The organism is Geodermatophilus sp. SYSU D00697, from assembly GCF_054050175.1.
The window spans coordinates 119276-145079 of sequence record NZ_JBJGYV010000001.1 but is presented as its reverse complement, the minus strand read 5'-3'; the positions used below and the strand labels follow the sequence as shown (position 1 = coordinate 145079).

28 protein-coding genes are annotated in these 25804 nt (G+C 75.6%); 10 read left to right on the top strand and 18 right to left on the bottom strand.

Translation table 11 applies throughout. The features are described from left to right. Positions 1-74 precede the first annotated feature (74 nt). From hemC to ACI79C_RS00700, 5 genes are all read right to left on the bottom strand, one after another. Positions 75-1022: a hydroxymethylbilane synthase gene (gene hemC / locus ACI79C_RS00720; RefSeq protein WP_456943697.1), complete on the bottom strand. Its 948-nt coding sequence runs from the start codon at positions 1020-1022 to the stop codon at positions 75-77. A 20-nt stretch (positions 1023-1042) separates the two neighbouring features. Next, entirely contained in the window at positions 1043-2407 is a 1365-nt protein-coding gene (locus ACI79C_RS00715) for a glutamyl-tRNA reductase (RefSeq protein ID WP_456943696.1), read from the bottom strand. Next, positions 2404-3069, bottom strand: coding sequence for a redox-sensing transcriptional repressor Rex (locus ACI79C_RS00710; protein WP_456943695.1), 666 nt, complete (start codon positions 3067-3069; stop codon positions 2404-2406). Before ACI79C_RS00710 ends, ACI79C_RS00715 begins: the two co-directional genes overlap by 4 nt. Before the next feature lie 323 nt (positions 3070-3392). After that, the gene (locus tag ACI79C_RS00705) at positions 3393-3650 is read right to left on the bottom strand and encodes a glutaredoxin family protein (protein WP_456943694.1); all 258 of its coding nucleotides are present in this window, start codon (positions 3648-3650) and stop codon (positions 3393-3395) included. Further along, positions 3647-5206, bottom strand: a complete 1560-nt coding sequence (locus ACI79C_RS00700; RefSeq protein ID WP_456943693.1) for an AMP-binding protein — start codon at positions 5204-5206, stop codon at positions 3647-3649. The genes ACI79C_RS00705 and ACI79C_RS00700 overlap by 4 nt, the downstream gene beginning before the upstream one ends. Before the next feature lie 210 nt (positions 5207-5416). Between ACI79C_RS00700 and ACI79C_RS00695 the strand changes: the two genes are divergently transcribed. The 3 genes from ACI79C_RS00695 (at position 5417) to ACI79C_RS00685 (ending at position 8561) form a co-directional block, all read left to right on the top strand. Then, entirely contained in the window at positions 5417-6199 is a 783-nt protein-coding gene (locus ACI79C_RS00695; RefSeq protein WP_456943692.1) for a sigma-70 family RNA polymerase sigma factor, read from the top strand. Between the two features lie 121 nt (positions 6200-6320). Then, positions 6321-7535: a DUF5667 domain-containing protein gene (locus tag ACI79C_RS00690; protein WP_456943691.1), complete on the top strand. Its 1215-nt coding sequence runs from the start codon at positions 6321-6323 to the stop codon at positions 7533-7535. 111 nt (positions 7536-7646) lie between these two features. Continuing rightward, the gene (locus tag ACI79C_RS00685; protein WP_456943690.1) at positions 7647-8561 is read left to right on the top strand and encodes an HAD family hydrolase; all 915 of its coding nucleotides are present in this window, start codon (positions 7647-7649) and stop codon (positions 8559-8561) included. A gap of 112 nt (positions 8562-8673) precedes the next feature. Here the strand turns inward: ACI79C_RS00685 and ACI79C_RS00680 are convergent, their stop codons facing one another. From ACI79C_RS00680 to ACI79C_RS00655, 6 genes are all read right to left on the bottom strand, one after another. Continuing rightward, positions 8674-9582, bottom strand: a complete 909-nt coding sequence (locus ACI79C_RS00680; protein WP_456943689.1) for a lysophospholipid acyltransferase family protein — start codon at positions 9580-9582, stop codon at positions 8674-8676. Next, the gene (locus ACI79C_RS00675; RefSeq protein ID WP_456943688.1) at positions 9575-10681 is read right to left on the bottom strand and encodes an NAD-dependent epimerase/dehydratase family protein; all 1107 of its coding nucleotides are present in this window, start codon (positions 10679-10681) and stop codon (positions 9575-9577) included. Before ACI79C_RS00675 ends, ACI79C_RS00680 begins: the two co-directional genes overlap by 8 nt. A gap of 10 nt (positions 10682-10691) precedes the next feature. Next, positions 10692-10790, bottom strand: coding sequence for a 30S ribosomal protein bS22 (locus ACI79C_RS00670; RefSeq protein ID WP_012854759.1), 99 nt, complete (start codon positions 10788-10790; stop codon positions 10692-10694). 264 nt (positions 10791-11054) lie between these two features. Further along, positions 11055-11402, bottom strand: a complete 348-nt coding sequence (locus ACI79C_RS00665; protein WP_456943687.1) for a helix-turn-helix domain-containing protein — start codon at positions 11400-11402, stop codon at positions 11055-11057. 251 nt (positions 11403-11653) lie between these two features. Then, a complete protein-coding gene (gene proC / locus ACI79C_RS00660; protein ID WP_456943686.1) occupies positions 11654-12487 on the bottom strand; it encodes a pyrroline-5-carboxylate reductase in 834 nt (277 codons plus the stop codon). After that, positions 12484-13224: a hypothetical protein gene (locus tag ACI79C_RS00655; RefSeq protein ID WP_456943685.1), complete on the bottom strand. Its 741-nt coding sequence runs from the start codon at positions 13222-13224 to the stop codon at positions 12484-12486. The genes proC and ACI79C_RS00655 overlap by 4 nt, the downstream gene beginning before the upstream one ends. A 60-nt stretch (positions 13225-13284) precedes the next feature. Between ACI79C_RS00655 and ACI79C_RS00650 the strand changes: the two genes are divergently transcribed. Continuing rightward, positions 13285-13851, top strand: a complete 567-nt coding sequence (locus ACI79C_RS00650) for a type 1 glutamine amidotransferase domain-containing protein (protein WP_456943684.1) — start codon at positions 13285-13287, stop codon at positions 13849-13851. Between the two features lie 64 nt (positions 13852-13915). Here ACI79C_RS00650 and ACI79C_RS00645 read toward each other — a convergent pair whose 3' ends face one another. Continuing rightward, positions 13916-14746: a hypothetical protein gene (locus tag ACI79C_RS00645; RefSeq protein WP_456943683.1), complete on the bottom strand. Its 831-nt coding sequence runs from the start codon at positions 14744-14746 to the stop codon at positions 13916-13918. Next, positions 14743-15690, bottom strand: a complete 948-nt coding sequence (locus ACI79C_RS00640) for a Ppx/GppA phosphatase family protein (RefSeq protein ID WP_456943682.1) — start codon at positions 15688-15690, stop codon at positions 14743-14745. The genes ACI79C_RS00645 and ACI79C_RS00640 overlap by 4 nt, the downstream gene beginning before the upstream one ends. Positions 15691-15824: 134 nt before the next feature. Between ACI79C_RS00640 and ACI79C_RS00635 the strand changes: the two genes are divergently transcribed. The 3 genes from ACI79C_RS00635 to ACI79C_RS00625 are packed head-to-tail and all read left to right on the top strand — an operon-like array spanning position 15825 to position 19778. Beyond that, a complete protein-coding gene (locus ACI79C_RS00635) occupies positions 15825-16658 on the top strand; it encodes a hypothetical protein (RefSeq protein ID WP_456943681.1) in 834 nt (277 codons plus the stop codon). A 59-nt stretch (positions 16659-16717) separates the two neighbouring features. Then, positions 16718-18913, top strand: a complete 2196-nt coding sequence (locus tag ACI79C_RS00630) for a bifunctional MFS transporter/dTMP kinase (RefSeq protein WP_456943680.1) — start codon at positions 16718-16720, stop codon at positions 18911-18913. 4 nt (positions 18914-18917) lie between these two features. Then, positions 18918-19778: a class I SAM-dependent methyltransferase gene (locus ACI79C_RS00625; protein ID WP_456943679.1), complete on the top strand. Its 861-nt coding sequence runs from the start codon at positions 18918-18920 to the stop codon at positions 19776-19778. Between the two features lie 115 nt (positions 19779-19893). Here the strand turns inward: ACI79C_RS00625 and ACI79C_RS00620 are convergent, their stop codons facing one another. Further along, positions 19894-20895 carry a helix-turn-helix domain-containing protein gene (locus tag ACI79C_RS00620; protein WP_456943678.1) on the bottom strand — a complete coding sequence of 334 codons (1002 nt, stop codon included), beginning with the start codon at positions 20893-20895 and terminating at the stop codon, positions 19894-19896. 81 nt (positions 20896-20976) lie between these two features. Here ACI79C_RS00620 and ACI79C_RS00615 point away from each other — a divergent pair, with 81 nt between their 5' ends. After that, positions 20977-21204 (top strand): hypothetical protein, encoded by a 228-nt coding sequence (locus ACI79C_RS00615; RefSeq protein WP_456943677.1) that lies wholly within the window; start codon positions 20977-20979, stop codon positions 21202-21204. 43 nt (positions 21205-21247) lie between these two features. Next, on the top strand, positions 21248-21457 hold the full coding sequence (locus ACI79C_RS00610; protein ID WP_456943676.1) for a DUF3072 domain-containing protein: 210 nt from the start codon (positions 21248-21250) through the stop codon (positions 21455-21457). A gap of 66 nt (positions 21458-21523) precedes the next feature. Here the strand turns inward: ACI79C_RS00610 and ACI79C_RS00605 are convergent, their stop codons facing one another. After that, positions 21524-22204, bottom strand: coding sequence for a winged helix-turn-helix domain-containing protein (locus ACI79C_RS00605; protein ID WP_456943675.1), 681 nt, complete (start codon positions 22202-22204; stop codon positions 21524-21526). Further along, complete coding sequence (locus ACI79C_RS00600; RefSeq protein WP_456943674.1) at positions 22201-23457, bottom strand: sensor histidine kinase; 1257 nt, start codon at positions 23455-23457, stop codon at positions 22201-22203. Before ACI79C_RS00600 ends, ACI79C_RS00605 begins: the two co-directional genes overlap by 4 nt. 227 nt (positions 23458-23684) lie before the next feature. Between ACI79C_RS00600 and phoU the strand changes: the two genes are divergently transcribed. Beyond that, the gene (gene phoU / locus ACI79C_RS00595) at positions 23685-24344 is read left to right on the top strand and encodes a phosphate signaling complex protein PhoU (protein WP_456943673.1); all 660 of its coding nucleotides are present in this window, start codon (positions 23685-23687) and stop codon (positions 24342-24344) included. Positions 24345-24503: 159 nt separating this feature from the next. Here the strand turns inward: phoU and ACI79C_RS00590 are convergent, their stop codons facing one another. Together ACI79C_RS00590 and ACI79C_RS00585 are read right to left on the bottom strand one after the other, a co-directional pair. Beyond that, complete coding sequence (locus tag ACI79C_RS00590) at positions 24504-25265, bottom strand: phosphoglyceromutase (RefSeq protein WP_456943672.1); 762 nt, start codon at positions 25263-25265, stop codon at positions 24504-24506. Positions 25266-25356: 91 nt separating this feature from the next. After that, the gene (locus ACI79C_RS00585) at positions 25357-25656 is read right to left on the bottom strand and encodes a hypothetical protein (RefSeq protein ID WP_456943671.1); all 300 of its coding nucleotides are present in this window, start codon (positions 25654-25656) and stop codon (positions 25357-25359) included. Between the last annotated feature and the right edge of the window lie 148 nt (positions 25657-25804).

The following is a 25804-nucleotide window of genomic DNA, read 5'->3' as shown; positions in this document are numbered from 1 at the left end:
CTGAGCCCGGAAGGGCTGGTGTGCGGGGGTTCGGGGGGAGGCCGGGGCGTTCTGCCCGGCGCGGGGGGAGCGGGTCATCGGGACGCCGCCATGAGCTCGGCGGCGCCGCGGTCGAGCAGTTCGGCGGCGAGCTCGCGGCCGAGCCGCTCGGCCTCGGCCGGTGGCCCCGAGGTCGAGCCGCGGACGCCGTCGCTGCCGTCCAGCGCCGTCACCGAGGCGCGGAGGAACAGCTCGGGGCCCTCCTCGCCCTCGGCCAGCTCGGCGTAGGCGGCGACCGGCGCGCTGCAGCCGGCCTCGAGCGCGGCGAGCGTGGTCCGCTCGGCGACCACGCAGGCGCGGGTCGCCGGGTCGTCCAGGGCGGCGAGCAGCTCGCGGGTGCGGACGTCGTCGGCCCGGCACTCCACGGCCAGCGCACCCTGCGCGGGTGCCGGGAGCACCTGCAGCGGGTCGAGGGTCTCGGTCACGGCATCCAGCCGGCCCAGCCGGGTCAGCCCGGCGCGGGCCAGCACGACGGCGTCCAGGTCGCCCGGCACGACCCGCGCCATGCGGGTGTCCACGTTGCCCCGGATCGGCACGACATCCAGGCCGAGGCCGAGGGCGCGCAGCTGGGCGACCCGGCGCGGGGCGCCGGTGCCCACGCGGGCTCCGGGCGGGAGCTCGCCGAGCGTCAGCCCGTCGCGGGCGACGAGCGCGTCGCGCGGGTCCTCCCGGGGCGGGACGGCGGCCACGGCGAGGCCGGGCTCGGGCAGCGTGGGCAGGTCCTTGTAGCTGTGGACGGCGACGTCGACGGTGCCCTCGAGCAGCGCCCGGCGGATCGCCGCGACGAAGACGCCGGTGCCGCCGAGCTGGGCGATCGCCGCCGAGGACCGGTCCCCCTCGGTGCTGATGTGCACCAGCTGGACCGGCACGCCGCTGGCCGCGGTGATCGCGTCGGCGACCGCCTGGGACTGCGTGGTCGCCAGCTGGCTGGCCCGCGTGCCCAGCAGCAACGGCGCTGTCGACGTCGTGGTCGCCGTACCCACGGGCGACCTCGCGAGCTCGGTCACGCGGGACCACCGCCCTGCCGCAGCTCGTCGGGGTCGACGGTGACCGCCTCGGCGAGGTTGGCCCGCTCCGGGGCGACCTCGGCGTCGATCCCCAGGCCGAAGAGCGCCCGCAGCGCGTCGGCGTAGTCCACCCCGCCCGGCGCGCTGGCCAGCTCCTTGACCCGTACCGTCGGCTCGTGCAGCAGCTTGTCGACCACGCGGCGCACCGTGCGGGCGACCTCGTTGCGGGCGCGGGCGTCGAGGTCGGGCACCCGGGCGGAGAGCCGCAGCAGCTCGGCGTCGACCACCTCGGCGGCCTGGCTGCGCAGCGCGGAGACCGTCGGCGCGACCGCGGCGGCCTGCCGCTCGGCGCGCAGCAACGCGGTCTCGGCCTCGATGAGGACGTGCGCCGCGGCGACGTCGTCGGCCGCCACCGGGCTGGCCGCCGAGACCCCCTCGGCGCTGCGCTCGCCCTGGAGCAGCGCCAGGTCGACGACGTGCGCGCCGGGGACGGCGGCGACGCCGGGGTCGACGTCGCGCGGGAGGGCCAGGTCGACGACCACCAGCGGGCGGTGCACGCGGCCGGCCATCGCGGCGGACACCACCTCGGTGCCGATCACCAGGCCGCGGGCGCCGGTGCAGGTGACCAGCACGTCGGCGGCGGCGATCTCCTCGGGGAGCCGGGACAGGTCGGCGGCGCAGCCCTCGACGGCGGTGGCCAGCCGCTGGGCGTGCGCCGGCGTGCGGCTGCTCACGGTGACCGCGGCGCCGCGCCGGGCCAGGGTGGTCGCGGCCAGCGCACCCATCGATCCCGCTCCCACGACGAGCGCCGGGCGGCCCTGCAGGGAGCCGATGCGCTCCTCGGCGTGGTCGAGGGAGACCGACACCAGCGAGGCGCCGGCCTTGTCGATGCCGGTCTCGGAGTGGACCCGTTTGCCGACGCGCAGCGCCCGCTGGGCGACCGGGTGCAGGGCGCGGCCGACGGTGCCCTGCTCGCGGGCGAGGGCGTAGGCGTTGCGCAGCTGGCCGAGCACCTGCGTCTCGCCGACGACCATCGAGTCCAGGCCGGCGGCGACGGTGAACAGGTGGGTGACCGCCTGGTCCTCGTAGTGGACCGTCACGTACGGCGAGAGCTCCTCGACCGTGGCCCCCGCCTGCCGGGACAGCACCCGGCTGACGTCGGCGACACCGCCGTGGAACCGGTCCACCTCGGCGAAGACCTCGACCCGGTTGCAGGTCGCCAGCACGATCGCCTCGCTCACGTGGTCGCTGCCGACCAGCTCGTGCAGCGCCTTGACCGTGTCGTCGGCACCCATCGCGAACTGCTCGAGGAGGGCGACGGGGGCGGTCTGGTGGCTCACGCCGACCGCGAGGAGGCTCATGCCATCACCTCCACGGCGGGCGCGGCGGCGGAGCGCTGCTGGCCGAGGAAGGCGAGGACCTGCAGCTCGACGGAGAGGTCGACCTGACGGACGTCGACCCCCGCGGGCGCGGACAGCGCCACCGGTGCGAAGTTCAAGATGCTCCTCACCCCGGCCGCGGTCAGCCGGTCGCAGACCGACTGGGCGACCTCGGCCGGTGTCGCGATGACCCCGATCGTGGCCGCCGTCGTGGCGACCACGTCGTCGAGTTCCTCCATGGGCCGGACCGGCTGGCCGCCGATCCGCCGGCCCACCCGGGTCGGGGCGGCGTCGAACAGGCCGACGAACCGGAACCCGCGGCTGCCGAAGCCCGCGTAGTCGGCCAGCGCGGTGCCCAGGTTGCCGATCCCGACCAGGACGCAGGCGCGGGAGCGCTCGACGCCGAGCACCTGGGCGATGCGGTCGCGCAGGGTGGCCACGTCGTAGCCGACCCCGCGCACGCCGCAGGGGCCGAGGTGGGACAGGTCCTTGCGCAACCCGGCCGGGTTGACCCCGGCCGCGGAGGCCAGCTCGCCGGAGGAGACGGTGCCGCGACCGCCGTCGGCCAGGCCGGTGAGCACCCGCAGGTACACGGCCAGGCGCGCGACGGTGGCCTCCGGGATCCGGGGCCGCGATGGGGACACGGGCCTCTCCTCGCTGGCGCTCGTCGACCCCGCGTCCAGAGGAGCTGTGTCTCCGCACGACCTCGCCAGCTCGGTCATGTGCCTGCTCCACAGCGGTCGCGCCCGTACGTCCGGCGGGTGCCGGAGGCGGTCGAACGACATCGGGGACCCGGGCGGATTGCCGCCCGGCGTCCGCCACGGTAACCGCTTGTGAACGCAGGAACAAAGTCGCCGGGGGCCGGGTCGGCCTCTGCCCAGCGCAGACGAGCCCTGCTGTGGTGGAGACCATAGCAAGGACCGCCCGGAGGGGCCCCGGCCGGGTGACACCGGAGGGCCCGCGGGGATCAGCGCAGCCCCAGGTCCCTGCGCAGCCTCGGGACGTCGACGGAGAAGTAGGAGTGCTCGCGGCCGTCGAGGAGGACCACCGGCACCCGGTCGCCGTACTCGGCCTGCAGCTCCGGGTCGGAGTCCACGTCGACCGTCGTGGTGACCAGCCCCGCCTCGGCGGCGATCTGCTCCAGCGTGGTGGCCGCGTCCGCGCAGAGGTGGCAGTCCACCCGGGTGAGCAGCTGCAGCCGCGGTCCGCCTCCGGGTCCGCTCACGTCCCGCCTCCCGTCCCCGCCGGTCCGCCGCCGGCGTCCTCGTCCGGCCGCATCAGGCCGAGCTCGCGCAGCCGCGCGCGGCTGACCTTGCCCGTCAGCGAGTGCGGCAGGGAGCCGAGCACGTGCACCGACGTCGGCACCTTGTACCGCGCCAGGGAGGCCGCCGCGTGGTCGCGCAGCTCCTCGAAGGTGACCTCCCGCCCCGGCCGCAGCGCCACGACCGCGCGCACCGCGCTCCCGGTGCGGGGGTCGGGGACGCCGATCACGGCGCTCTCCGCCACCGCGGGGTGCGTGTCGAGGACCCGCTCCACCTCCGCGGGGTAGACGTTGAAGCCGCTGACCAGGACGAGGTCGCTGCGCCGGTCGACCAGGTGCAGGTCGCCGTCCTCGTCGGTGTAGGCCAGGTCGCCGGTGGCCAGCCAGCCCTCGGCGTCCGGGCCGTCGGCGCCGTCGGGCCAGTAGCCGGGGAACAGGTTGGGCCCGCGGACCCAGATCTCCCCGGGCCCGCCGTCACCGGCCTCGCCCGCGTCCTCCTCCGGCTCGTGCAGGGCGGTGTCGCGCAGCTGCAGCTCCACCCCCGGGACGGCCCTGCCGATGCAGGCGGGTTTGGCCCGCCCGGTCGCCAGCGTGCTGGCCACCACCGGGGACGCCTCGGTCAGGCCGTAGCCCTCCCAGACGGTCACCGCGGCGCGCTCGCGCATCGCCGTCCACACCTCCCGCGGCAGGGGCGCGGCCCCGGAGGAGGCCATCCGGACCGCGGCGAAGGCCCGGCGGAGGTCCGCGTCGGAGCCCGCGGCATCGGCCGCCGCCAGCCAGGCCTGGTACATCGGCGGCGCGCCCGGGACGGCGGTGACCTCCTCGCGGGCCATCAGCGCCAGGGTCGCAGCCGGGTCGAAGCTCTCCACCAGCACGGCGCAGGCGCCGGTCGCCGCGACCAGGCCGAAGCCGGCGTTGAGCCCGTAGACGTGGAACAGCGGCAGCACCAGGAGCACGCGGTCGTCGGGCCGGACGGGCGCGGGCTCCATCGCCAGGCACTGCCGCTGGTTCGCGCGCAGCGCCGCGGCCGGCAGCATCGCCCCGCGCGGGCGGCCGGTGGTGCCGCTGGTGTAGGCCAGGAACGACAGCGTGGCCGCGTCCTCGGGCACCTCGGGCGGGTCCGCGTCCCCGACGGGTGGACCGGCCGCGACCGGTACCCCGGCGACCGGCTCGCGCGCGCCGGCGGACACGAGCAGGGACGCGCCGGAGTCGCCCAGCACGTACTCCAGCTCCGGGTCGGTGTAGCCGGTGTTCACCGGGACGACGACCAGCCCGGCCCGCAGGGCACCGAGGCTGGCGCGCAGCCAGTCGGCGCTGTTGGGCAGCTGGACGGCGACCCGCTCCCCCGGCCGCAGCCCCCGGGCGGCGTAGCCGGCGGCCGCCCGGTCGACCTGTGCGTCCAGCTCGGCCCAGTTCAGCCGCTCCTCCCCCGCGACCACCGCGGGGGCCTCCGGTCGAGTGCGGGCAGCGGCCCGCACGAGCGCGGCCAGCGACGAGCCCGGCTCGCTTGCCTCGGACACGGACACCTCCTCCGTCGGGGCGGTCCTCCGACCCACGACCCACAGGAAGGGCATCCGGACACTCCGTCACCGGATGACGTGGACGGGCTGCGACGATGTTGTCACCATGAGCGCAGCCCCGCAGCACCGCCCGACGTCCTGACCAGGCCCGGGGCACCCCGAGGGAGCCGATCCGGCACCGGCGGGCCGACGAGGAGGACCGACGCCCGCATGTTCCAGCCGCGCCGCCTGGAGGAGCGCCCCGCACTCGTCCCCGGCGGGCCGGACGGGGGTCCCGGGGGCAGGTCGCGCCCCACGCCGCACCCACGCCCCACCCCGCACCCACGCCCCGCCGCCGAGACCGGAGCCCGGACACCGGACGCCCTCCCGCCGGGGGACGCCGTCGCCGAGGACGAGGCCGGCATCGCCGACGAGCTCGCGCAGGCGGCAGCGACGGTCCCGCCGCCGACGGTCGACGTCTGGGCCCTGGTGCGCCAGGCCCAGGAGGGCGAGGCCGAGGCGTTCGGCCGGCTCTACGACCACTACGTGCCGGTGGTGTACCGCTACGTGTTCCACCGGGTGGGCAACCGCGCCCTGGCCGAGGACGTCACCAGCGAGACCTTCGTGCGCGCGCTGCGCCGGATCGACTCCCTGTCCTTCCAGGGCCGTGACGTGGGCGCCTGGCTGGTGACGATCGCCCGCAACATCGTCCTCGACCACGTGAAGAGCAGCCGGTACCGGTTGGAGGTCACCACGGCCGACATGCGCGACGCCGACCGGGCCACCGACGGTCCCGAGGACGCGGTCGTGCAGCAGCTCGCCAACGAGCAGCTGCTGGCCTGCATCCGCCAGCTGGGCGGCGAGCAGCAGGAGTGCATCTCGCTGCGCTTCCTGCAGGGGCTGTCGGTGGCGGAGACCGCGGCGGTCATGGGGAAGAAGGAGGGCGCGATCAAGGCCCTCCAGCACCGTGCCGTGCGACGGCTGGCCCGGCTGGTGCCGGAGGGGCTGCGGTGACTCCCCACCCGGTCATCCGCCGGTGTCCCGTATCGGCCGCGCCCGCCGCCTCGTTGGGGCGGGAGGGGCGCGGCACGGCGCGCCGACCCCGCACCCCCGCCCGACCCTCCGGAGGCCCCCGGTGAACACGCAGGACGGACCCGCCCCCGCGCGGCCGCGTCGTGCCGTCGTCCGGGCGCAGGAGGCCGCGACCGTGGCGCGGCTGCAGGCCCTGACCTCCGCGCTGGACGACGCACCCGATCCCGCCTTCCGGGCCGCGACGCGCGAGCGGCTGGTGGCCATGGCCGCCGTCCGCACCCCGGAACCGGCCGCCCGCTCGCGGCTGCGGCGGCTGCTGGCCGTCCGGGCCGACGACGCCGCCCGGCCCTGGCGCACCCGGCTGACCGCGGGGCTGGCCGGGGCCGCGCTCACCGTGACCGCGCTGGGGACGCTCGTCGCGCTGGCCGACGACGCCCGGCCCGGCGACGTGCTCTACGGGCTCAAGCGGGGCACCGAGCAGACGCAGCTGGCGCTGGCCGGCGACGACCGGGGCCTCACCCTGCTGCAGTTCGCCACGACCCGGCTCGAGGAGCTCGATGCGCTGTCGGGCGCGGGTGCGGCCGACGTCGTGGTCGACGTTCTGGACACCATGGACGCCCAGACGACCGAGGGCGCCGCGCTGCTCACCACCCGCGCCGTGGCCGGCCCGGACGCCGCCGCGGTCGACGAGCTGGCCGGCTGGGCCGCGCGGCAGAGCACCGGCCTGACCGCGCTGCGGTCCGGCGTGCCCGGTGGCGCCACGACCGACCTGCAGCAGTCGGTGGACCTGCTCGCCGCGGTCGGCGCGCGGGCCGCGGGCCTGCAGGCGGCGCTCGCCTGCCCGGGCGGGCCGGCCACCGACGGCACCGACCCGCTGGGCCCCGTGCCGGTGCCGTGCCCGGCCGAGCTCCCCGCGCCCGGTCCGTCCGCCCCCGCTCCGTCGGGTGGCGGCCCGTCCGGGGGCGGCGGCTCCCTCCCCGCCCCGGACGGCGGGCAGCCCGCACCCGGCGTCCCCGACGGCGATGTCGCCCCCTCCCCGACACCCGCGCCACCCGCACGGGAGGCCACCACGGTGACCGGCAGCACGGCGACCCCGGGCAGGGGCGTCGGGCAGGCCCCGTCGGCCGCACCGCGGCCCCCGGACGCCGGGCGGCCGTCGGAGCCGGGGCGGCCGTCGGAGCCGGGGCGGCCGTCGCTGCCGGTCCCGCTGCCGCCGGTCGGCGGCCCTCCCGAGGAGCCTCCGGCGTCCCCGTCGCCGCCCCGGCCGCCGCTGATCGACACGCCGCTGCCGATCTGCATCCCGCCGTTGATCTGCTGAGCCCCTGTCCGCGACGCCTCCGGGCCGCCACTAGGGTCCAGGGACAGGCCAACCGCCCCGGGCCGCCCGGCCGAACGCCGGGCTCCCCGGGGCCGACAGGGGGAGGTCGGAGTGCCGGGACTGCCCTTCCGCAGCCGCCGCGCACGGAACGCTGCCCAGCTGCCCGACGAGGAGACGCGGGCGCACGTCGCCGGGGCCGCGTCGGCCGCTGCGGCCGAGGTCGAGCCGGCACCGGCCGTCGTCCCGGACCTCACCGCCGCGGCCTTCTTCGACGTCGACAACACGATGATGATGGGCGCCTCGCTGTTCTGGTTCGCCCGCGGCCTGGCCGCCCGCAAGTACTTCACCAGCCGCGACCTGGCGCGGTTCGTGTGGCAGCAGGCGAAGTTCCGGATCGCCGGCAACGAGAGCGCCGACGACATGCACACCATCCGCGAGAACGCGCTGGCCTTCGTCGCCGGCCGACCGGTCGCGGAGATCGTCCAGGCCGGCGAGGAGATCTACGACGAGCTCATGGCCGACCGGATCTGGGCCGGCACGCGGGTGCTCGCGCAGAGACACCTCGACGCCGGGCAGCGGGTCTGGCTGGTCACGGCAACCCCGGTGGAGCTGGCCAGCATCATCGCCCACCGGCTGGGCCTCACCGGTGCGCTGGGCACCGTCGCCGAGGTCGTCGACGGTCACTACACCGGCCGGCTGGTCGGGGAGCTGATGCACGGGGAGGCCAAGGCCGAGGCGGTGCGCGCCCTGTCCGAGCGGGAGGGCCTGGACCTCTCCCGCTCCACCGCCTACAGCGACAGCTCCAACGACCTGCCGATGCTCACCCTCACCGGCACCGCGGTCGCGGTGAACCCCGACACCGAGCTGCGCGCGGTGGCCCGCTCCCGCGGCTGGGAGATCCGCGACTTCCGCACCGGGCGCAAGGCGGCCAAGATCGGCGTCCCCACGGTGGCGGCCGCCGCGGTCTCCGGCGCGCTCGTCGGAGGCGGGCTCGCCCTCCGCCGCCGCAACAAGTTCCCCTGGTGAGCGATGGCACCGTCGCCCTCCGGGCGACACCGCGGCCAGGTGCCGTCCCCCACGGCGCTGAGCCCCGACCGCCCCTCCTCGCGGAGGCCTCCGGCCCCCACTCGTCGCGGCGTCAGCCGAAGACGGAGCTGCGCTGCAGCAGGAGCTGGTAGAGCGACTGCTGGATGGTCTCGCGCACCTGGTCGGTGAGGTTGAACACCAGCATCGGGTCCTCGGCCGCACCGGGGCCGTAGGACGCCGTCTCGATGGGCTCGCCGAAGGCGATGTGCCACTTCGAGGGCAGGGGCAGCAGTCCCAGCGGGCCGAGCGCCGGGAAGGTCGGCGTGATCGGGAAGTACGGGAGCCCGAACAGCCGCGCGAGGGTCTTCGCGTTGCCGATCATCGGGTAGATCTCCTCGGCGCCGACGATCGCGCAGGGGACGATCGGCACTCCCGTGCGCAGAGCCGCCGTGACGAAACCGCCCCGGCCGAACCGCTGCAGGGTGTAGCGCTCCCGGAAGGGCTTGCCGATGCCCTTGAAGCCCTCGGGGAACACGCCGACCAGCTCGCCCTCGGTGAGCAGCCGCTCGGCGTCCTCGTTGCAGGCCAGCGTCGAGCCCATCTTGCGCGACAGCGAGCCGACGACCGGCAGGTCGAACACCAGGTCGGCGCCGAGCAGGCGCAGCCGCCGCTGGGCCGGGTGGTCGTCGTGCAGCGCCACCGTCGTCATGAGCGCGTCGACCGGCAGCGTGCCGGAGTGGTTCGCCACCACGAGCGCGCCGCCGGTGGCCGGGACGTTCTCCACGCCGTGGGTCTCCACCCGGAACCAGCGGTTGAACAGCGGCCGCAGCAGCGGGAGCAGCACGTGGTCGGTGAGGTCGGGGTCGAAGCCGAACTCATCGGTGTCGTAGTCGCCGGTCACCCGCCGGCGGAGGAACTCCAGGCCGCCGGCGACCTGCTCCTCCCACGTCGGGGACGCCGTCCGGTGGACGCGCGGCTCGTCGTCCTCGGGCCGCAGCGGGATCACGCGGGCCTCAGGCATCGCGCACCGCCCGCAGGTCGGGAGCCGACGGGGCCGGGCGCAGCCGCTGGCCGACCGCCCCCGCGGTCGCGCCCACCCGCTGCACCAGGGTGCGGGCCGTGTCGGTCACCCCGCGGACGAGGTCCGGGGAGACCACCGGCGTCACGGTCGCCGCGTAGTCGGCGAGCGCCTGCTCGGTCGTGTGGCGCGGGGTGTACCCGAACTCCTCGCGGAGGACGGTCGTGTCGACCACGCGGCCGAAGTTGAGGAATCGCATCTGTTCCGGCGAGTAGTCGACGAGACCGAAGCGCCGGCCGAGCCGGCCCACGGTCCCCAGGGTCGGGGAGGGCAGGGGCACCTGGAGCCGGCCGAGCCGGCGGATGACCTGCGACAGCAGCAGGGTGCCCTCCCCGCCGACGTTGACCGTCCCGGCGAAGTCGCCCGTGGTGGCCCGGGTCAGCACGGCGAGGGCGTCGTCCTCGTGCAGCAGCTGCACCCGGGCGTCGTAGCCCAGCGCCGTGGGGACCACGGGCATGCGCAGGAAGTGCGTGAGCAGCGAGTCGATGCGCGGCCCGATGAAGTTGGTGAACCGCAGCGCCGCCACACCCACGTCGGGGCGACGGCGCGCGAAGGACCGGACGTAGCCCTCGATGTCGAGGCTGTCCTTGGCGAACCCGCCGGAGGGGACCCGCCGGGGCTGCATGGCCTCGGTGAAGACGGCGGGGTCGCGCGAGGAGGCGCCGTAGACGGCACTGCTGGACTTGAGCACGAACCGGCGCACCGAGGAGGCCCGCTGGCAGGCCGCCAGGAGCTGCATCGTCCCGATGACGTTGAGCTCCTTCATCGGCCCCCGGCCGCCGCTGCCGGCAGGTGTGGAGCTGATGTTCATGTGCACGACCGTGTCGACCGAGGCCGTCGCGATGACCTTGCCGATCAGCGGGTTGCGGATGTCGGCCCGCACGAACTCGGTGCGGCCGAGGCGCCGGAGGACCTCCGGCGACGGGGGGACGGTGTCGACCCCGATGACCCGTTCGATGGAGCGGTCGCGAGCGAGCTCGGCCGCCAGCGCACCACCCAACCACCGGCTCACACCGGTGACCAGGACGACGGCGGGCGGCACGAGCGTCAGCTCACTTCTTGTTGCGCCGCTGGACGCGCGTCTTCTTGAGCAGCTTGCGGTGCTTCTTCTTCGCCATCCGCTTGCGGCGCTTCTTGATGACCGAACCCATGGTCGTGCTCCCGACGTCGTCGCCGCGCGGCGTCCGCCGGTGACCGGGAGGTCACGTCGGGCGCCGCGCGAGTGGTGATCAGCTCGTGTGCGACGCCCGGACCGGCCCGGCGTCGCTCGGCGACCGAGCGTACCCGGCGCCCCCGCGGCGACGCTGCCGCGGGAGCCGGCCGGAGTGCGGTGTTGCCCCCGAGGGGGTGGGGCGAGGGCACCGGTCGACGTCACGTCGACCCGTGCGAGGGCCTCCCTGCAGGGAGGTCCTCTCTCAGGCGATGTCGGTGTAGGCCTCGCGCAGGTAGTCCTGCACGGCGCGCTCGGGCACGCGGAACGAGCGCCCCACGCGGACGGCGGAGAGCTCGCCGGCGTGCACGAGGCGGTACACGGTCATCTTCGAGACGCGCATCATGCTCGCGACCTCGGCGACGGTGAGGAAGGTGACGGCCGAACGCGGGGCCGGCACGGCCGGCCGGCCGACCGGCATGGCGGCGGGGTGGGCCGGTGCGATCGGGCGGGCCATGGTGGCGGCGCTGATGGGCCGGCCGACCGGTCGCGGGGCGGGGACACCCGCGCGGGCGTAGGCGGCGGCGGTGGCGTTGCGCTGGGGCATGGTCATGACTTCATCTCCGGACCTAGCACGCGTCGGGCGTCGGCTTCCCCACCGACTACGGGACACGCACGTGCTGATACAGAGCGTAGGGGGACTGGCGTGACAGAAGCGATGGAAGAAACGAACATGCGGACCGGTCCGTCCTGGGCAGAACTACACCTATGTAGCTACGTCGACGTGTGTCTAGGCGCGTCGCGGACGACACGTCGCGACGCAGTCACGGATCGTCGACATGTCGCTCGCCCCGAGCGGTACGGTCATCGGTCCTTCGTGCGCTGACCGAGCTCCACCGAGCGGGCGTGGGCGGCCTCGATGGCCGCGATCAGGGCCGCCCGGACGCCGTGCCGCTCCAGCTCCCGGATGGCGGCGATCGTCGTCCCGCCCGGGCTGGTCACCGCCTCCCGCAGCTGCACCGGGTGCTCGCCGGAGTCGCGCAGCATCACGGCCGACCCGAGGGCCGTCTGCACGATGAGGTCGGCGGCCAGCTCCCGCTGCAGGCCCAGCAGGATGCCGGCGTCGATCATCGCCTCGACCAGGTAGAAGAAGTAGGCCGGACCGCTGCCCGACAGGGCGGTCACCGCGTCCTGCTGGTACTCCGGCACCCGGCGCACCCGGCCGACGGCGGCCAGCAGCGTCTCGGCCTCGTCCAGGTGCGCGTCCTCGGCGTGGGCGCCGGCCGAGAGGACCGACATCCCCTCGTCGACCAGCGCGGGGGTGTTCGGCATGACCCGCACGACCGGGACGCCGTCGGACAGCGCCGCCTCGATCGTCGCGGTCGGCACCCCGGCGGCGACCGAGACCACCAGGTGCCCTGCGTCGACGACGTCGGTGAGCCGGCCCAGCAGGGTGCCGATGTCCTGGGGCTTGACGGCCAGCAGCAGGACCCGGGCCCGGGCGGCCGCCTCCTCCAGGCCGACGGTGGGCACGCCGTACCGCCCCGAGAGTTCCGCCGCCCGCTCCGGGTGCCGCTCGCAGACCAGGATCCCGTCGGTGCCGCCGCGGCGGACCAGCCCCGACAGCAGCGCCTCGCCGATCTTCCCGCCGCCGATGATGGCCAGACCCGAGCGGCCGGCGCCCTCCGGCCCGCTCACGGCCGGCCCACCAGGCGCCGCAGGACCGCGCCCGCGGCCCCCTCGCCCGACGACAGGGCGACGCGCACCCCGTACGCGCCGGCGACCAGCCGGCGCTGCTGCTCGGTGTGGACTCCCCACGGCATGACGTACTCCCAGCTGTCCGGTGCTCGTTCGTTCCAGGCGGCGCGCTCGCCGGCGATGGCGACGAGGCGCGGGTCGGTGGTGGCCACGGCCGGGCGCCCCGGCCCGGCCATCAGCACGTTCAGGCAGCGCACGAAGGCGAGGTCGGCGGCCGCGCCGCGCTGGTCGAGCAGCCGCACCCGGCGGCCGGCGAGCGCCCGGCAGCGCTCCTCGGCACCGGGTGCCCCCGCCGGGACGACCACGGTGACCGGGGGGAGCTCGGCGGCGAGCGCGTCGACGGCGGCCGGGTCCCCCTCCAGCGCCACCCCCAGCCCCGCGGCGGAGGCGGCCCGGGCGACCTCGGCGGCGTCGGCCCCCAGGCGGTCGACCGGCACGCTCAGCTCGCACGCGCCGGGCCGCCCGATCTCCGCCACACGGGTGGCCAGGGCGCGCAGCTCCCCGGCCGGGTCCGCGGCCCCGGGACCGGGCCGGTGCTCGAGGGCGACGGGGGATCCGGAGGCGGTCAGCTCGGCCGCCGTCCGCACCGCGTCATCCACCGTCGGGACGGCCGACAGCAGGGCGCCGAGACGGCGACCGAGCAGGTGGAGCACCGGAGGAGGCGGCTGCGCGGGCACGTGCCGAACCGTAGTGCGCCGGGCGTGTGCCGCCTGCGGGGCCGGGGTAGCGGCGGCCGCATGGCAGGAGAACTCGACGGGATGAAGGTGGCCGTCCTCGCGACCGACGGCGTGGAGCAGGTGGAGCTCGACCGGCCGTGGCAGGCGCTCGAGGAGGCCGGCGCCGAGCCGGAGCTCGTCTCGCTGGAGGCCGGTGAGATCACCGCCTACGACCACATCGACAAGGCCGACACCAAGAAGGTCGACGTCGACGTCAGCTCGGCCGACCCCGACGACTACGCCGCGCTGGTGCTGCCCGGTGGGGTCATCAACGGCGACTTCGTCCGGGCCGACGCCGACGCGGTCGCCTTCGTGCGCGCGTTCTTCGAGGCAGGCAAGCCGGTGGCCGCCATCTGCCACGCCCCGTGGGTGCTCGCCGAGGCCGACGTCGTCCGCGGCCGGCGGATGACCTCGTGGCCGTCCCTGCAGACCGACCTGCGCAACGCCGGGGCCAAGTGGGTCGACGAGGAGGTCGTCGTCGACGGCAACCTGGTCACCAGCCGCAAGCCCGACGACCTCGACGCCTTCACCGCCGCGATGGTCGAGCAGTTCGCGGCCGGGCCGGACGAGGACGACGAGGAGGAGTAGGGCGGTCGCCCTCTGCAGGGTCCCGCCGCGAGCGTGCGAGTGACGAGGGGCGGTGGGTCCTTCGTCAGCCGGCGGAGAGCAGCCCCGCGGCCGGCGCGATGGTGAGCAGCGTCCCGGCGAAGACCAGGACGCCGACCAGGCGCGCCCCGGCGTGCTCCTTGTCCTGGCGCTGGCGCCAGGCCCCGACACCGGCGACCAGCCCGGCCACGGCCAGCGGCGCCAGCACCACGGCCAGGTAGGGCAGCAGCTCCCAGAGCACGGTGAACAGGAAGTAGATGCCGACGCCGGCGGCGAGGGCGACGACGAGCTCCCCGCCGAACCGCAGCCAGGCGAGGACACCGTCGCGTGGGCCGAGCGCCTCCTCGAGCAGCGGCGCGTCGTCGGCGCGGACGACGGGGATGGGCCCGGTCGACGGCCCTGTCTCCGGTCCCGCGCTGCGGGGTGCCGACGTCGACCGCCCCGCGCCGGGAGCTCCCGCCCCGGAGGTCACCGCCGCGGAGGTCGTCGTCCCCGGCACACCGGGCTTGCGGGAGGGCCGCAGGCCGGGGATCGCGGCCGTGGAGGGGCCCGCGTCCCGCGCGCGGCGCTCGGGCTGGGGGGACGGCGTGAGGTCACCGGTGCGGTCGCTCACCCGGCGGCCGGACGGGCGGCGCTCCCCCACCCGGCTGGTGTCGCCGGTGCGGGCATCGGCCGCCCGCCGCCGGACGCCGGGGTCGGTCCCGTGGTCGCCCCCGCTCCCCCGTTGCCGGACCCCGGTGTCGTACTCGTCGTCGCCCCGGCGGCGCCGGCCCCGGGGCGACTCGACACCGGCCTCCCGGAGGATGTCGGCCAGCGGCCGGCCGGCGGTGTCCGGGTCCCTGCGAGGCGCGTCGCGACGCTCCCTCGGGGTCGTCATCGTTCGTCCCCCAACTGGTCCAGGCGCCGGAGGATGACCCCCTCACGCAGTGCCCACGGGCAGATCCGGACGGACGGTACGTCCAGCGCCCGCAGCGCCGCGTGCGCCACGACGGCGCCCGCGGGCATCTGGTGGGCGCGGTCGGGGGACACGCCCTGCAGCTCGGCCAGGGCCGAGGACTCGATGCGGGCGACGAAGCCGATCAGCTGCTCCAGCCCGGCGCGGGTGAGCTGGCGGGGTTCGCGCAGCCCGGCCGAGTACGGCGCGGCACCGGTGAGCCGGGCGAGGGTGCGGAAGGTCTTGCTGGTGGCCGCGACCAGGTCGGGAGGACCGGCGCCCAGCAGCTTCTTGGCCGCCGGCTTGAGCAGGTCGGCGGCGTGCGCGTCCAGCTCACCCAGGGCGGAGAGGTCCGGACGCCCGCCCGTCCGCGCGTCGGGCAGGTAGTGGCGGGTCATCCGCCCCGCGCCCAGGGGCAGCGAGAGGGCGACGTCCGGGTCCTCGTCCAGGCCGCTGGCCAGCTCCAGCGAGCCGCCGCCGATGTCGAGGACGAGCAGCCGGCCGGCGCTCCACCCGAACCACCGGCGGACGGCGAGGAAGGTCAGCCGGGCCTCCTCCTCGCCACTGGTCACCTGCAGGTCGACGCCGGTCTTCTCGCGCACCCGCTCGAGGACCTCCAGCCCGTTGACGGCCTCGCGGATGGCGGAGGTCACCAGGGCCAGCAGCTGCTCGCAGCCCTGCTTCTCGGCCTGGTCGCAGGCCCGGCGCACGGCCTTGACCAGCGCCTTCTCGCCGTCCTTGGAGAGGACGTCGTCCTGGCCGACGTGCTCGGCGAGCCGCAGCACCGACCGGTCGTCGTGCATCGGCGTGGGGTGCGCGCCGCGGTGGGCGTCGACCACGAGCAGGTGGACGGTGTTCGATCCGACGTCCAGCACCCCGAGCCGCATGCCGTCAGTCTGCCGGTCGCCCACGGAACCGGCCGGTCACGGGGGGTGCGTCAGGGGGACGGCGGGGCGGCGCGTCCGGTCACCGAGTCCCCGCGGACCCGGTCACACCACCCGTGCCGCCTACCCTCGGCCCGGTGCAGGACGTCCCGCCCGAGGTGCCCCTGGACTTCGCCCGCGAGTGGGTGGAGTTCCCCGACCCGGCCGATCCGCGACACGTCGTCCGGGCCGACCTGACCTGGTTGTCCTCGGCCTGGACCTGCGTGTTCGGCCGCGGCTGCGCCGGCGTCGTGGAGGGCCGGCCGGACGACGGCTGCTGCAGCCACGGGGCCTTCTTCACCGACGAGGACGACCTGGCGCGGGTCACCGCCGCCGTCGCGGACCTCACCGACGACGACTGGCAGCTCGCCCCCGTCGGGCGCGGCGCCTGGACCGAGGCGGACGACGAGGACGACGAGCGGGGCGTGCGGGCCCTGCGCACCCGGCTGGTCGACGGCGCCTGCGTGTTCCTCAACCGCCCCGGCTTCCCCGGCGGCGCGGGCTGTGCGCTGCACCGCATGGCGCTGCGCGAGGACCTGCACCCGCTGCTCACCAAGCCCGACGTCTGCTGGCAGCTGCCGGTCCGGCGGGAGCAGGAGGAGGTCGAGCGACCCGACGGCACGAGGGTGCTGGTGAGCAGCATCGGCGAGTTCGACCGGCGCGGCTGGGGACCGGGCGGGCACGACCTGCACTGGTGGTGCACCGGCTCCCCGGCCGCGCACGTGTCGCCCGAGCCCCTGGTGCTGACCTACGCCGCGGAGCTGACCGCCCTGCTCGGCGCGCCGGCCTACGCCGAGCTGCGCCGGCTCACCGAGGCCCGGCTCGACCAGGGACTGGTCGCCCGGCACCCGGCCAGCCCCCGCCCGGTCCCGGTCGTCCTGCACCGCCGGCGCCCGGAGGCGTCTCCCTCCTCGGGGGTGCAGCCGCACTGACCGGGTCCCCCGCGCCACTACCCTTCCCGGGACGGAACGACGAGCGGACGGCGGGGACTGTGAGCGAGGAGCGCGCGACGGCGGCCCGTCCCGCGGCTGGGGAACGGTCCCGCGAGGCGGACGCGCGCCCCGACAACGCCTTCCTCGCGCTGGTCCGCATCCCGGTGTTCCGCCGGCTGTGGGCGGCGATCACCGTCTCCAGCCTCGGCGACTGGCTGGGCCTCCTGGCCACCACGGCGATGGCCCAGCAGCTGACCCGCGAGGAGTCGCTGGCCGTGCAGGGCGCGGCCATCTCCGGGGTGATCCTCACCCGGCTGCTGCCCGACCTGCTCCTGGGCCCGCTGGCCGGGGCGCTGGCCGACCGGCTGGACCGCCGGACCACCGTGGTCGTCGGCGAGCTGCTGGCGATGTCGCTGTACCTGTCCATCGCGGTCACCTACGAGCTGACCTGGCTCTACGTCGCGCAGTTCCTGGTGGAGGCCGTCGGGCTGTTCACCAACCCCGCCAAGCAGGCGATGTGGGTGGCGATCGTGCCCCGTGAACGGCTCGCCGTCGCCAACCAGGTGTCGCTGTTCTCCGTCTACGGCGCGGTGCCGGTGGCCTCGCTGCTGTTCGCGCTGCTGTCGACCATCACCCGGGTGTTCCCCGGCGGGGCTGAGGGTGGCGAGGCCAGGACGGCCATCGTCGTCGCCCTGGTGTTCAACTCGGCCAGCTTCGGCCTCAGCGCGCTCACCGTGCTGCTCTCCCGGCGCCTCATCCCCGGGACGCCGGCCGGCCGGGACGGCGAGCAGCGCAACGTCTTCTCCCTCGTGGTGGAGGGCGTGTCCTTCCTCCGCGGCCGGCCCCTGATGCGCGCCCTCTACGTCGGGGTCATCGGTGCGTTCGGCGCCGGCGGGCTCACCATCGGCGTCGCCCAGCTCTACGTGGCCACCCTGGAGGCCGGCACCGCCGGCTACGGCGTCGTCTTCGGGGTGGTGTTCACCGGCCTGGCGATCGGCATGCTGGTGGGACCCCGCATCCTGCCGACGGTCCCCCGCCGCAGCGTCTTCGCCAACGCCATCGGCCTGGCCGGCCTGGCGCTGCTGGCCATGTCGGTGCTGCGGGACTTCGTGCTCGCCACCGGGGCGGCCTTCCTCGTCGGCCTGTTCGCCGGCGTGAGCTGGATCATCGGGTACACGCTCATCGGGTTCGAGGTGGAGGACCGGCTGCGCGGCCGGGTCTTCTCCTTCGTGGTGTCCTCGGTGCGGATCGTCCTGCTGCTGTCCGTGGCGGTCGGCCCCGGCCTGGCCGGCCTGCTGGGCAACCACGACCTGCAGCTCGGCGACCTGCGGCTGACCCTCACCGGACCCGGCCTGACCCTCCTCGTGGGCGGGCTGATCGCCTTCGCGGTGAGCGCCTACGCGCGGCGGCAGGTGGCGGCCGGGCGCGGCCGCACCCGGTTCCGCGACATGGCCCGCCTGTTGTGGGGCAGCTCGGACATCCTCTCGGCGTCGTCGTCCGGGGTGGGCCTGTTCGTCGTCGTCGAGGGGGCCGACCGCGAGCTCACCCGCCGGTACACCGAGGCCCTGGCCCAGGTGCTGCGCGAGTGCGGCTGCCCGGTCGTCGTCACCTCCGAGCCCAGCGACACCCAGCTGGGGCGGCAGGTGCGCGGCGTGCTGTTCCCGCCGCCTCCGGGCTCGGGCACCGGCTTCCCGTCCCCCGAGCCGCCCACGGACGACGCCGGGGCGCCGGTCGGGGCGCACACGGCGGCGCTGCTGGCCGCCGCGGACCGCGCCCAGCACGTCGCGACCGTCATCCGCCCGGCACTCGAGCGCAACCAGGTCGTGGTGAACACCCACTACGTGGACACCTCGATCGCCTTCCACGGCGCCGGGCAGGGCCTCGACGCCGACCGCATCTTCCGGACGTCGCTGTGGGCCACCCGCGGCCTGCTGCCCGACCTCACGGTGGTGGTCGACTCCCCGGTCACGGCCGGGCCCGCGGACGCCGACCCCGAGGCGGTGCGGCGCGCGTTCCTGGCCCAGGCCGACGCCGCGCCGGACCGCTACGTCGTCGTGCCTGGTGAGCTGCTGGACGCCGAGGGCGAGGGCGGCCTGGTCTCCCCCGCCGTCCGGCGCCGGATCGACAGCCTGCTGGCGCTGCGCTACCCGGCCGCCGTCGAGGGCACCGCGCCTGCGCCCTCCCCACCCGCCGACCCGCCGGTCCCGGTTCGGTCTCCCGCTGCCGGGGACGCCCCCGGTCGCTCCGTAGGCTGATCCGGTGACCGAGCTCGCGCAGTGGACCGCCGCGGACACCGAGGAGGTCGTCTGCTGCCTCTGCGGTGTCGCCGGCACCCTGGTGCACGACGTCGCCCCGTTCGGGGTGGTGCGCTGCCCGCAGTGCGCGCTGGTGTTCGTCAGCCCGCGGCTGCGCCCCGAGGCACTGCAGCGGCTCTACGACGACGTCGGCTACTTCGAGGGCGGCGTGTACGGCGGTGGGGTCTCGAGCACGGCCGCCTCCTCCGAGGCCGAGGCCCCGACCGGGGGCCGCCTCTCCCCCGCGATGCTGCTGCAGCGAACCTGGACGGCCGGCCGGCTGCGTCTCATCGACGCCGCCCGGGGCGGCACGCCCGCCGGCGGGCGCTTCCTGGAGGTGGGCGCGGGCTACGGCCTGTTCCTCGCCGCCGCGCGCGGTGCCGGCTGGACGACCTCCGGCGTGGAGCTCTCCCGCACCGGCGCGACGCACGCCCGCGACGTCCTCGGCCTGGACGTGTTCTGCGGCCAGCTCGAGGACGCCCCGCTGGCGCCCGGCTTCGACGTCGTCTGCGCCTGGGACACCGTCGAGCACGTGCCCGATCCGCTGTCCTTCTGGCGCGCGGTGCGCTCGCTGGTCGCCGACGACGGCGTGGTGGCCTTCTCGACGCCCTACTACTCGTCGCTGCCCGCCCGGCTGCTGGGCACCCGCTGGTGGACGCTCAAGCCGACCGAGCACATCTGGCACTTCACCCCGCGGACCCACGCGCTGCTGCTCGCCCGCGCCGGGCTGGCCCTCACCCGGGTGATCCGCAGCCCACTGGCGCCGTCCAACGCCGGGCGGCTCGACTCCCTGGTCGGCATCGCCCGGCCCATCCCCGGCGCCTGAGCCCAGGAGCGGCCGCAGGCCTCGGCTGACGTCCCGGGCACCGCCGCGAGCCTGCGAGTGGTGGGGAGGACGGGGTCCTCCTGGGGTCCTCCTGGGTCCTCCTGGGGGTCCTCCCTCAGGCGGCCGTCTCCTCGGCGGCGGCTGCGGGGAGCGCCTTGCGGAACGTCTGCCGGTAGGCGCGGGGGGAGACGCCGCGACGGCGGGTGAACTGCTCCCGCAGCCCGGCCGCGGTGCCGAAGCCGACCAGCCGGGCGATCTCCTCGACCGGCGCGTCGCTGTTCTCCAGCAGCTCCTCGGCCGCGGCCAGCCGCTGGCCGAGCAGCCAGGCGTGCGGCGTCGTCCCGGTGGTGGCCTTGAACCGGCGGGCGAAGCTGCGGGGGCTCATCAGCGCCCGCCGGGCCAGCAGCTCGACGCTGATCTCCTCGGCCAGGTGCGCCGAGGCCCACTCCAGGACGGCGCCGAGCAGGTCGTCCTCGCAGGCGGGGACGGGGGCGTCGATGAACTGCGCCTGCCCGCCGTCGCGGTGCGGCGGGACGACCATCTCCCGGGCCAGCGCGTTGGCCGCCGCGGCGCCCCACTCCCGGCGGACGACGTGCAGCAGGGTGTCCACGCCCGCGGCGGTGCCGGCCCCGGTGATGATCGCGCCGTTGTCGACGTAGAGCACCATCGGGTCGACCTGCACCCGCGGGTACCGGGCGGCCAGCTCGCCGGCGTACTTCCAGTGCGTGGTGGCCCGCTGGCCGTCGAGCAGCCCGGCCTCGGCGAGCACGAAGGCCCCGGTGCACTGGCTGACGATCAGCGCGCCGTTGGCGGCGGCGGCGCGGAACGCGTCGAGCAGCTGCGGCGACGGGACCCGGTTGAACAGCTCCCAGGCGGTGATGGTCACGATGTCGGACGCGGCCAGCCGGTCGAGGCCGTGCTCAACGGTGATCGGGATGCCGGTGTCGGTGCGGACGACGCCGGGCTGCTCGGTGACCAGGCCGAAGTCGAACAGCGGCAGCCCCATCGCACGGCGGTCGTAGCCGAAGACCTCGGCCGCCACCCCGAGGCCGAAGCTGCCCACGAGACCGTCGGCGACGACGGTGCTGACGACGAGGGGACGGTCCGCTCCGCTCATGCCGACATGATGGCAGAGAAGTTGCGATCGCGGTCAGTCCTGCCACTCGTGCGCGGCTGTGACCGGGAGCACGCTCTGGTCATGTTCTTGATCACCTGCCCCGTGACCCGGACCGACGAACTGGTCGCCGATCGGCGCATCCGTTCGGTGGTCAACCACCCGACCCACGTCGCGATGCACGTCGAGTGCCCCGCCTGCGGTGCCGTGCACGTGTACCGCACCGGACGACGCTGGGAGGACGGGCACCGGCAGCGCACCGAGGAGCGGGCGGTGCCGGCCCGGCCGGCGCGCGAACTGGCGCGGGCCTGACTCCACCGTGCGGACGGCGCGCCGCCGTCCTACGCTCGAACACATGAGCGAATCGAACGCCCACACCGAGCGCACCACGGAGAAGGACCCGTCGGACTGGGTGACCGGCGACGAGCCGGCCACCGGCGCGCAGCAGAGCTACCTGAACACCCTCGCCCGCGAGGCCGGCGAGGAGGTCCCCGAGGACCTCAGCAAGGCCGACGCCTCCCGCAAGATCGACGAGCTCCAGGAGGAGACCGGCCGCGGCCAGTAGGAGGACCCGCCCCCCTGCGGTGCCCCACCGCGAGCCCGAGCGCGGTGGGGCAGGGGGTCCTCTCCCTCAGGCCTCGAACTTGTAGCCGAGGCCGCGCACGGTCACCAGGTGCTTGGGGTTGGCCGGGTCCGGCTCGATCTTGGCCCGCAGCCGCTTGACGTGGACGTCGAGGGTCTTGGTGTCGCCCACGTAGTCCGAGCCCCACACGCGGTCGATCAGCTGGCCGCGGGTGAGCACCCGGCCGGAGTTGCGCAGCAACAGCTCCAGCAGGTCGAACTCCTTGAGCGGGAGCGACACGGGCTCGCCGTCGACCGCGACCACGTGCCGTTCGACGTCCATCCGCACGGGGCCGGCCTCGAGAGTGGCCTCGATCGGGGTCTCGACGTCGCCCCGGCGGCGCAGCACCGCGCGGATCCGGGCCACCAGCTCGCGCGCGGAGTAGGGCTTGGTGACGTAGTCGTCGGCGCCCAGCTCCAGCCCGACGACCTTGTCCACCTCGGAGTCCTTGGCGGTCAGCATGATGATCGGCACGTTGCCGCGGGACCGCAGCGCCCGGCACACCTCCGTCCCCGGCAGCCCGGGCAGCATGAGGTCGAGCAGGACGACGTCGGCGCCACCGCGGTCGTACTCCGCCAGCGCGTCGGGCCCGGTCGCGGCCACGACCGCGTCGTAGCCCTCCCGCCGCAGCATGTAGGACAGCGCGTCGGAGAAGGACTCCTCGTCCTCCACCACCAGCACTCGGGTCATGACCGTCCCTTCGGGGCGTCCCCGGCGACCGCGTCACCGGCGATGGGGTGCTCGGCGACGACGTCGCCGGCGGGGTTCGAGTCGGCGGCCGCCCGACCGGAGGCGGGGTCACCGGCCGTCCGGGCGGCGAGCGGGATCCGCAGGGTGAACGTGGAGCCGAGGCCCTCCTCGCTCCACACGCTCACCGAGCCGCCGTGGTTGCTGGCGACGTGCTTGACGATGGCCAGCCCGAGGCCGGTGCCGCCGGTGCTGCTGGCCCGCGACTGGTCGACCCGGTAGAAGCGCTCGAAGACCCGCGCCCGGTCCTGGCGCGGGATGCCGATGCCGCTGTCGGTCACCGTGATCTCGGCGAACCCGGACCGGGCGCGGGCGCCCACGGCGATCCGCGTCCCGTCGGGGCTGTACGCGACCGCGTTGGCCAGCAGGTTCGTCACCGCGGTCGCCAGCTGGGCCTCGACGCCGCGCACCACCAGGCCGTGCTGCCCCCCGCTGGCGATGGCGATGTGCTTGGCCGTGGCGGCCAGCTTCGTGCGGTCGACGGCCTCGGCGACGACCCGGTCGACCTCGACGGGCACCAACTCGGGCAACGGTTCGCCGCCCTGCAGCCGGGACAGGTCGATGAGCTCGCGGACCAGCCGCGCCAGCCGGTCGGCCTCGTGCGTCATGCGCGCGGAGAAGCGCCGAACGGTCTCCGGGTCGTCCGCGGCGTCCTGCACGGCCTCGGCCAGCAGGGACAGCGCGCCCACCGGCGTCTTCAGCTCGTGCCCGACGTTGGCGACGAAGTCGCGGCGGACGGCCTCCACCCGGCGGGCCTCGGTGACGTCCTGCAGCACGAGCGCCACCGGCCCGCCCGGCGCGGAGCCCGCCTCCAGGCGGACGCCGTGGACGCCGACCAGCCGAGGCCCGCCGCCGACGAGGGGACCGGGCAGCGAGACGTCAGCCCGCCGCCGCCCGCCGGCCCGGACCTCGCCGGCCAGCTCGAGCAGGTCGGGCACCAGCAGCCGGGTGTCCCGCACGATGCCGAGGGCCCGGGCGGCCGGGTTGGCCAGGACGACGACGTCGTCGGCGTCCAGCAGCACCACCGCCGGGTCCATGAGGTCGAGCAGGCGGCGGGCGAACACGGCCTCCGCCAACGGGGCCGCCGGGGGCGGGGCCGAGCGGTCGAGGTCGGGACGGGAGTAGCGCAGCAGGACCGTGGCGACCAGGGCACCACCGATGACCAGGCCGACCACGAGGGCGACCGTGGGGCTCACGACCTCGATGCTAGGCGGACGCGACCTCTGGTCATCCCCCGTCCGGGTGGCGGTTCGGCGCCGTATCGGGACTGTTCACGTTCCCGTGCCCGGTCGTTCACCCGGAGGGCCGGAGGGTGTGGAGATGCGGCCCTACGCTCGACGGGGAGAGCGCCGGCGAGCCGAACAGACGACCGGCGGCGCGCCAGCCACTGCCGGTCCGGCCGGCCACGAGGAGGACGACGACGGTGCGCCAGCACTACCACGAGGAACTCGAGGACATCAACAGCTGCCTGGTCGAGATGGCGAACTCCGTCGGCTCGGCGATGAGCAAGGCGACCACCGCCCTCCTGGACGCCGACATCGAGCTGGCCAACCTGGTCATCGAGGGCGACGACCACATCGACGCGACCCGCGAGAGCATCGAGCAGCGCTGCTTCACCCTGCTGGCCCGCCAGGCGCCGGTGGCCACCGACCTGCGCACCATCACCGCGGCCATGCGGATGATCGCCGACCTCGAGCGCATGGGCGACCTCGCCGTCCACGTGGCCAAACTGGCGCGGATGCGCTTCCCGGAGCCCGCCGTCCCGCAGGAGCTGCGCCCGATCTTCCTGCAGGCCGGCCACGTCGCCGAGAGCCTGGTCAGCCAGACCGCCACCGTGATCGCCAAGCTCGACGTCGAGGCCGCCGCGCACCTCGAGGCCGACGACGACCTCATGGACCAGCTGCACCGCCAGCTGTTCCGCGAGCTGCTCTCCACGGACTGGAAGCACGGCATGGAGGCGGCGATCGACATCACGCTGCTCGGCCGCTACTACGAGCGGTTCGCCGACCACGCGGTCAGCGTGGCCCGGCGGGTGGTCTTCCTCGTCACCGGCGAGCGGGAGATGCACGCCAGCGCGACGTGACCTGTCGGCCTACCGGGGGACACCGCCTCCAGGCGCCGTCCCCCGGCTGCGCGGAGCCCATCCGACCCTCGTCGGGGAGGGCTCCGCCCGCCCGCTCCTCGGGCCGCCTCGCAGGGCGGCTCCAGCGCTTCCCTCGCCGACCCCTCCGGGGTCGGCTCGTCAGCGCTTGCCCTGGTTCTTGACCGCCTCGATGGCGGCCGCGGCCGCGTCCGGGTCGAGGTACTCCCCGCCCGGCTTGACCGGCCGCAGGTCCTCGTCCAGGTCGTAGCGCAGCGGGACGCCGGTGGGGATGTTGAGGCCCACCACCTCGTCCTCGCCCATGCCGTCGAGGTGCTTGACCAGCGCCCGCAGGCTGTTGCCGTGCGCGGCGACGAGCACGGTCAGCCCCGCGCGCAGGTCGGGGACGATCGCGTCGTACCAGTAGGGCAGCATCCGGACGACGACGTCGGCCAGGCACTCCGTCTGCGGCCGCACCTCCGACGGCAGCATCGCGTAGCGCGGGTCGCCGTCCTGGGAGTACTCGCTGGCCGGGTCGATGGGCGGCGGCGGGGTGCTGTACGAGCGCCGCCAGACCATGAACTGCTCCTCGCCGTACTCGGCGAGCGTCGCGGCCTTGTCCTTGCCCTGCAGCGCCCCGTAGTGCCGCTCGTTGAGCCGCCACGACCGCTTGACCGGGATCCACTGGCGATCGGCCGCGGCCAGGGCCAGCTCGGCGGTGGTGATGGCCCGCTTGAGCACCGAGGTGTGCGCGACCTCCGGGAGCAGGCCGTGCTCGGCGAGCAGCTCCCCGCCGCGGGCGGCCTCGACGCGGCCCTTCTCCGACAGCGGCACGTCCACCCAGCCGGTGAACAGGTTGGCCTTGTTCCACTCGCTCTCGCCGTGGCGGAGCAGCACCAGCGTCCCGGGGGCAGTCGTCGTCACACCGGTCATCCTGCCCGATCGGGTGCGACCCGTCGTCGGCCCGTCCGGAGGCTCGTCCCGAGCAGGCGAGGGACGAGGAGGCCGGCGTCCGTCACCCGGGGAGCAGCGGCCACACCACCCACAGCTCGAACGCGGCCGGCGGCGCCAGCCCGATCAGCAGCCACGGGCTGCGGACCGGTCGCTCGGCGCCCCACCGCACCGCGGCGACGAGGGCGACGCTGCAGGTCACCGCGACCGCCAGCCACAGCACCACCGCGGGGACGTCGACGACGACCAGCTGTGCGAAGGCCAGCCGCACGGCACACAGCAGCATCGGGTAGACCAGCGCCGAGGCCGCGACCAGGCCCATGAGCGCCCGCACGAAGCGCTGCTGCCCTGGCTGGTCCTGCACCGCCGCCACGCTAGAAGGACCCCCCTGCCCCCCACCACTCGCACGCTCGCGGCGGGACCCTGCAGCGGGGCCGCAGGCCAAGGCCGACCCCCCACCCCCACCACTCGCACGCTCGCGGCGGGACCCTGCAGCGGGGCCACAGGCCAAG

What these genes read in the sequence shown, in the direction of transcription:
- ACI79C_RS00715 (WP_456943696.1), bottom strand. Translation starts at nt 2,407, where the DNA reads ATGAGCCTCCTCGCGGTCGGCGTGAGCCACCAGACCGCCCCCGTCGCC.
- ACI79C_RS00695 (WP_456943692.1), top strand. Translation starts at nt 5,417, where the DNA reads ATGTTCCAGCCGCGCCGCCTGGAGGAGCGCCCCGCACTCGTCCCCGGC.
- ACI79C_RS00680 (WP_456943689.1), bottom strand. Translation starts at nt 9,582, where the DNA reads ATGCCTGAGGCCCGCGTGATCCCGCTGCGGCCCGAGGACGACGAGCCG.
- ACI79C_RS00670 (WP_012854759.1), bottom strand. Translation starts at nt 10,790, where the DNA reads ATGGGTTCGGTCATCAAGAAGCGCCGCAAGCGGATGGCGAAGAAGAAG.
- ACI79C_RS00665 (WP_456943687.1), bottom strand. Translation starts at nt 11,402, where the DNA reads ATGACCATGCCCCAGCGCAACGCCACCGCCGCCGCCTACGCCCGCGCG.
- ACI79C_RS00650 (WP_456943684.1), top strand. Translation starts at nt 13,285, where the DNA reads ATGGCAGGAGAACTCGACGGGATGAAGGTGGCCGTCCTCGCGACCGAC.
- ACI79C_RS00645 (WP_456943683.1), bottom strand. Translation starts at nt 14,746, where the DNA reads ATGACGACCCCGAGGGAGCGTCGCGACGCGCCTCGCAGGGACCCGGAC.
- ACI79C_RS00640 (WP_456943682.1), bottom strand. Translation starts at nt 15,690, where the DNA reads ATGCGGCTCGGGGTGCTGGACGTCGGATCGAACACCGTCCACCTGCTC.
- ACI79C_RS00620 (WP_456943678.1), bottom strand. Translation starts at nt 20,895, where the DNA reads ATGAGCGGAGCGGACCGTCCCCTCGTCGTCAGCACCGTCGTCGCCGAC.
- ACI79C_RS00615 (WP_456943677.1), top strand. Translation starts at nt 20,977, where the DNA reads ATGTTCTTGATCACCTGCCCCGTGACCCGGACCGACGAACTGGTCGCC.
- ACI79C_RS00610 (WP_456943676.1), top strand. Translation starts at nt 21,248, where the DNA reads ATGAGCGAATCGAACGCCCACACCGAGCGCACCACGGAGAAGGACCCG.
- ACI79C_RS00605 (WP_456943675.1), bottom strand. Translation starts at nt 22,204, where the DNA reads ATGACCCGAGTGCTGGTGGTGGAGGACGAGGAGTCCTTCTCCGACGCG.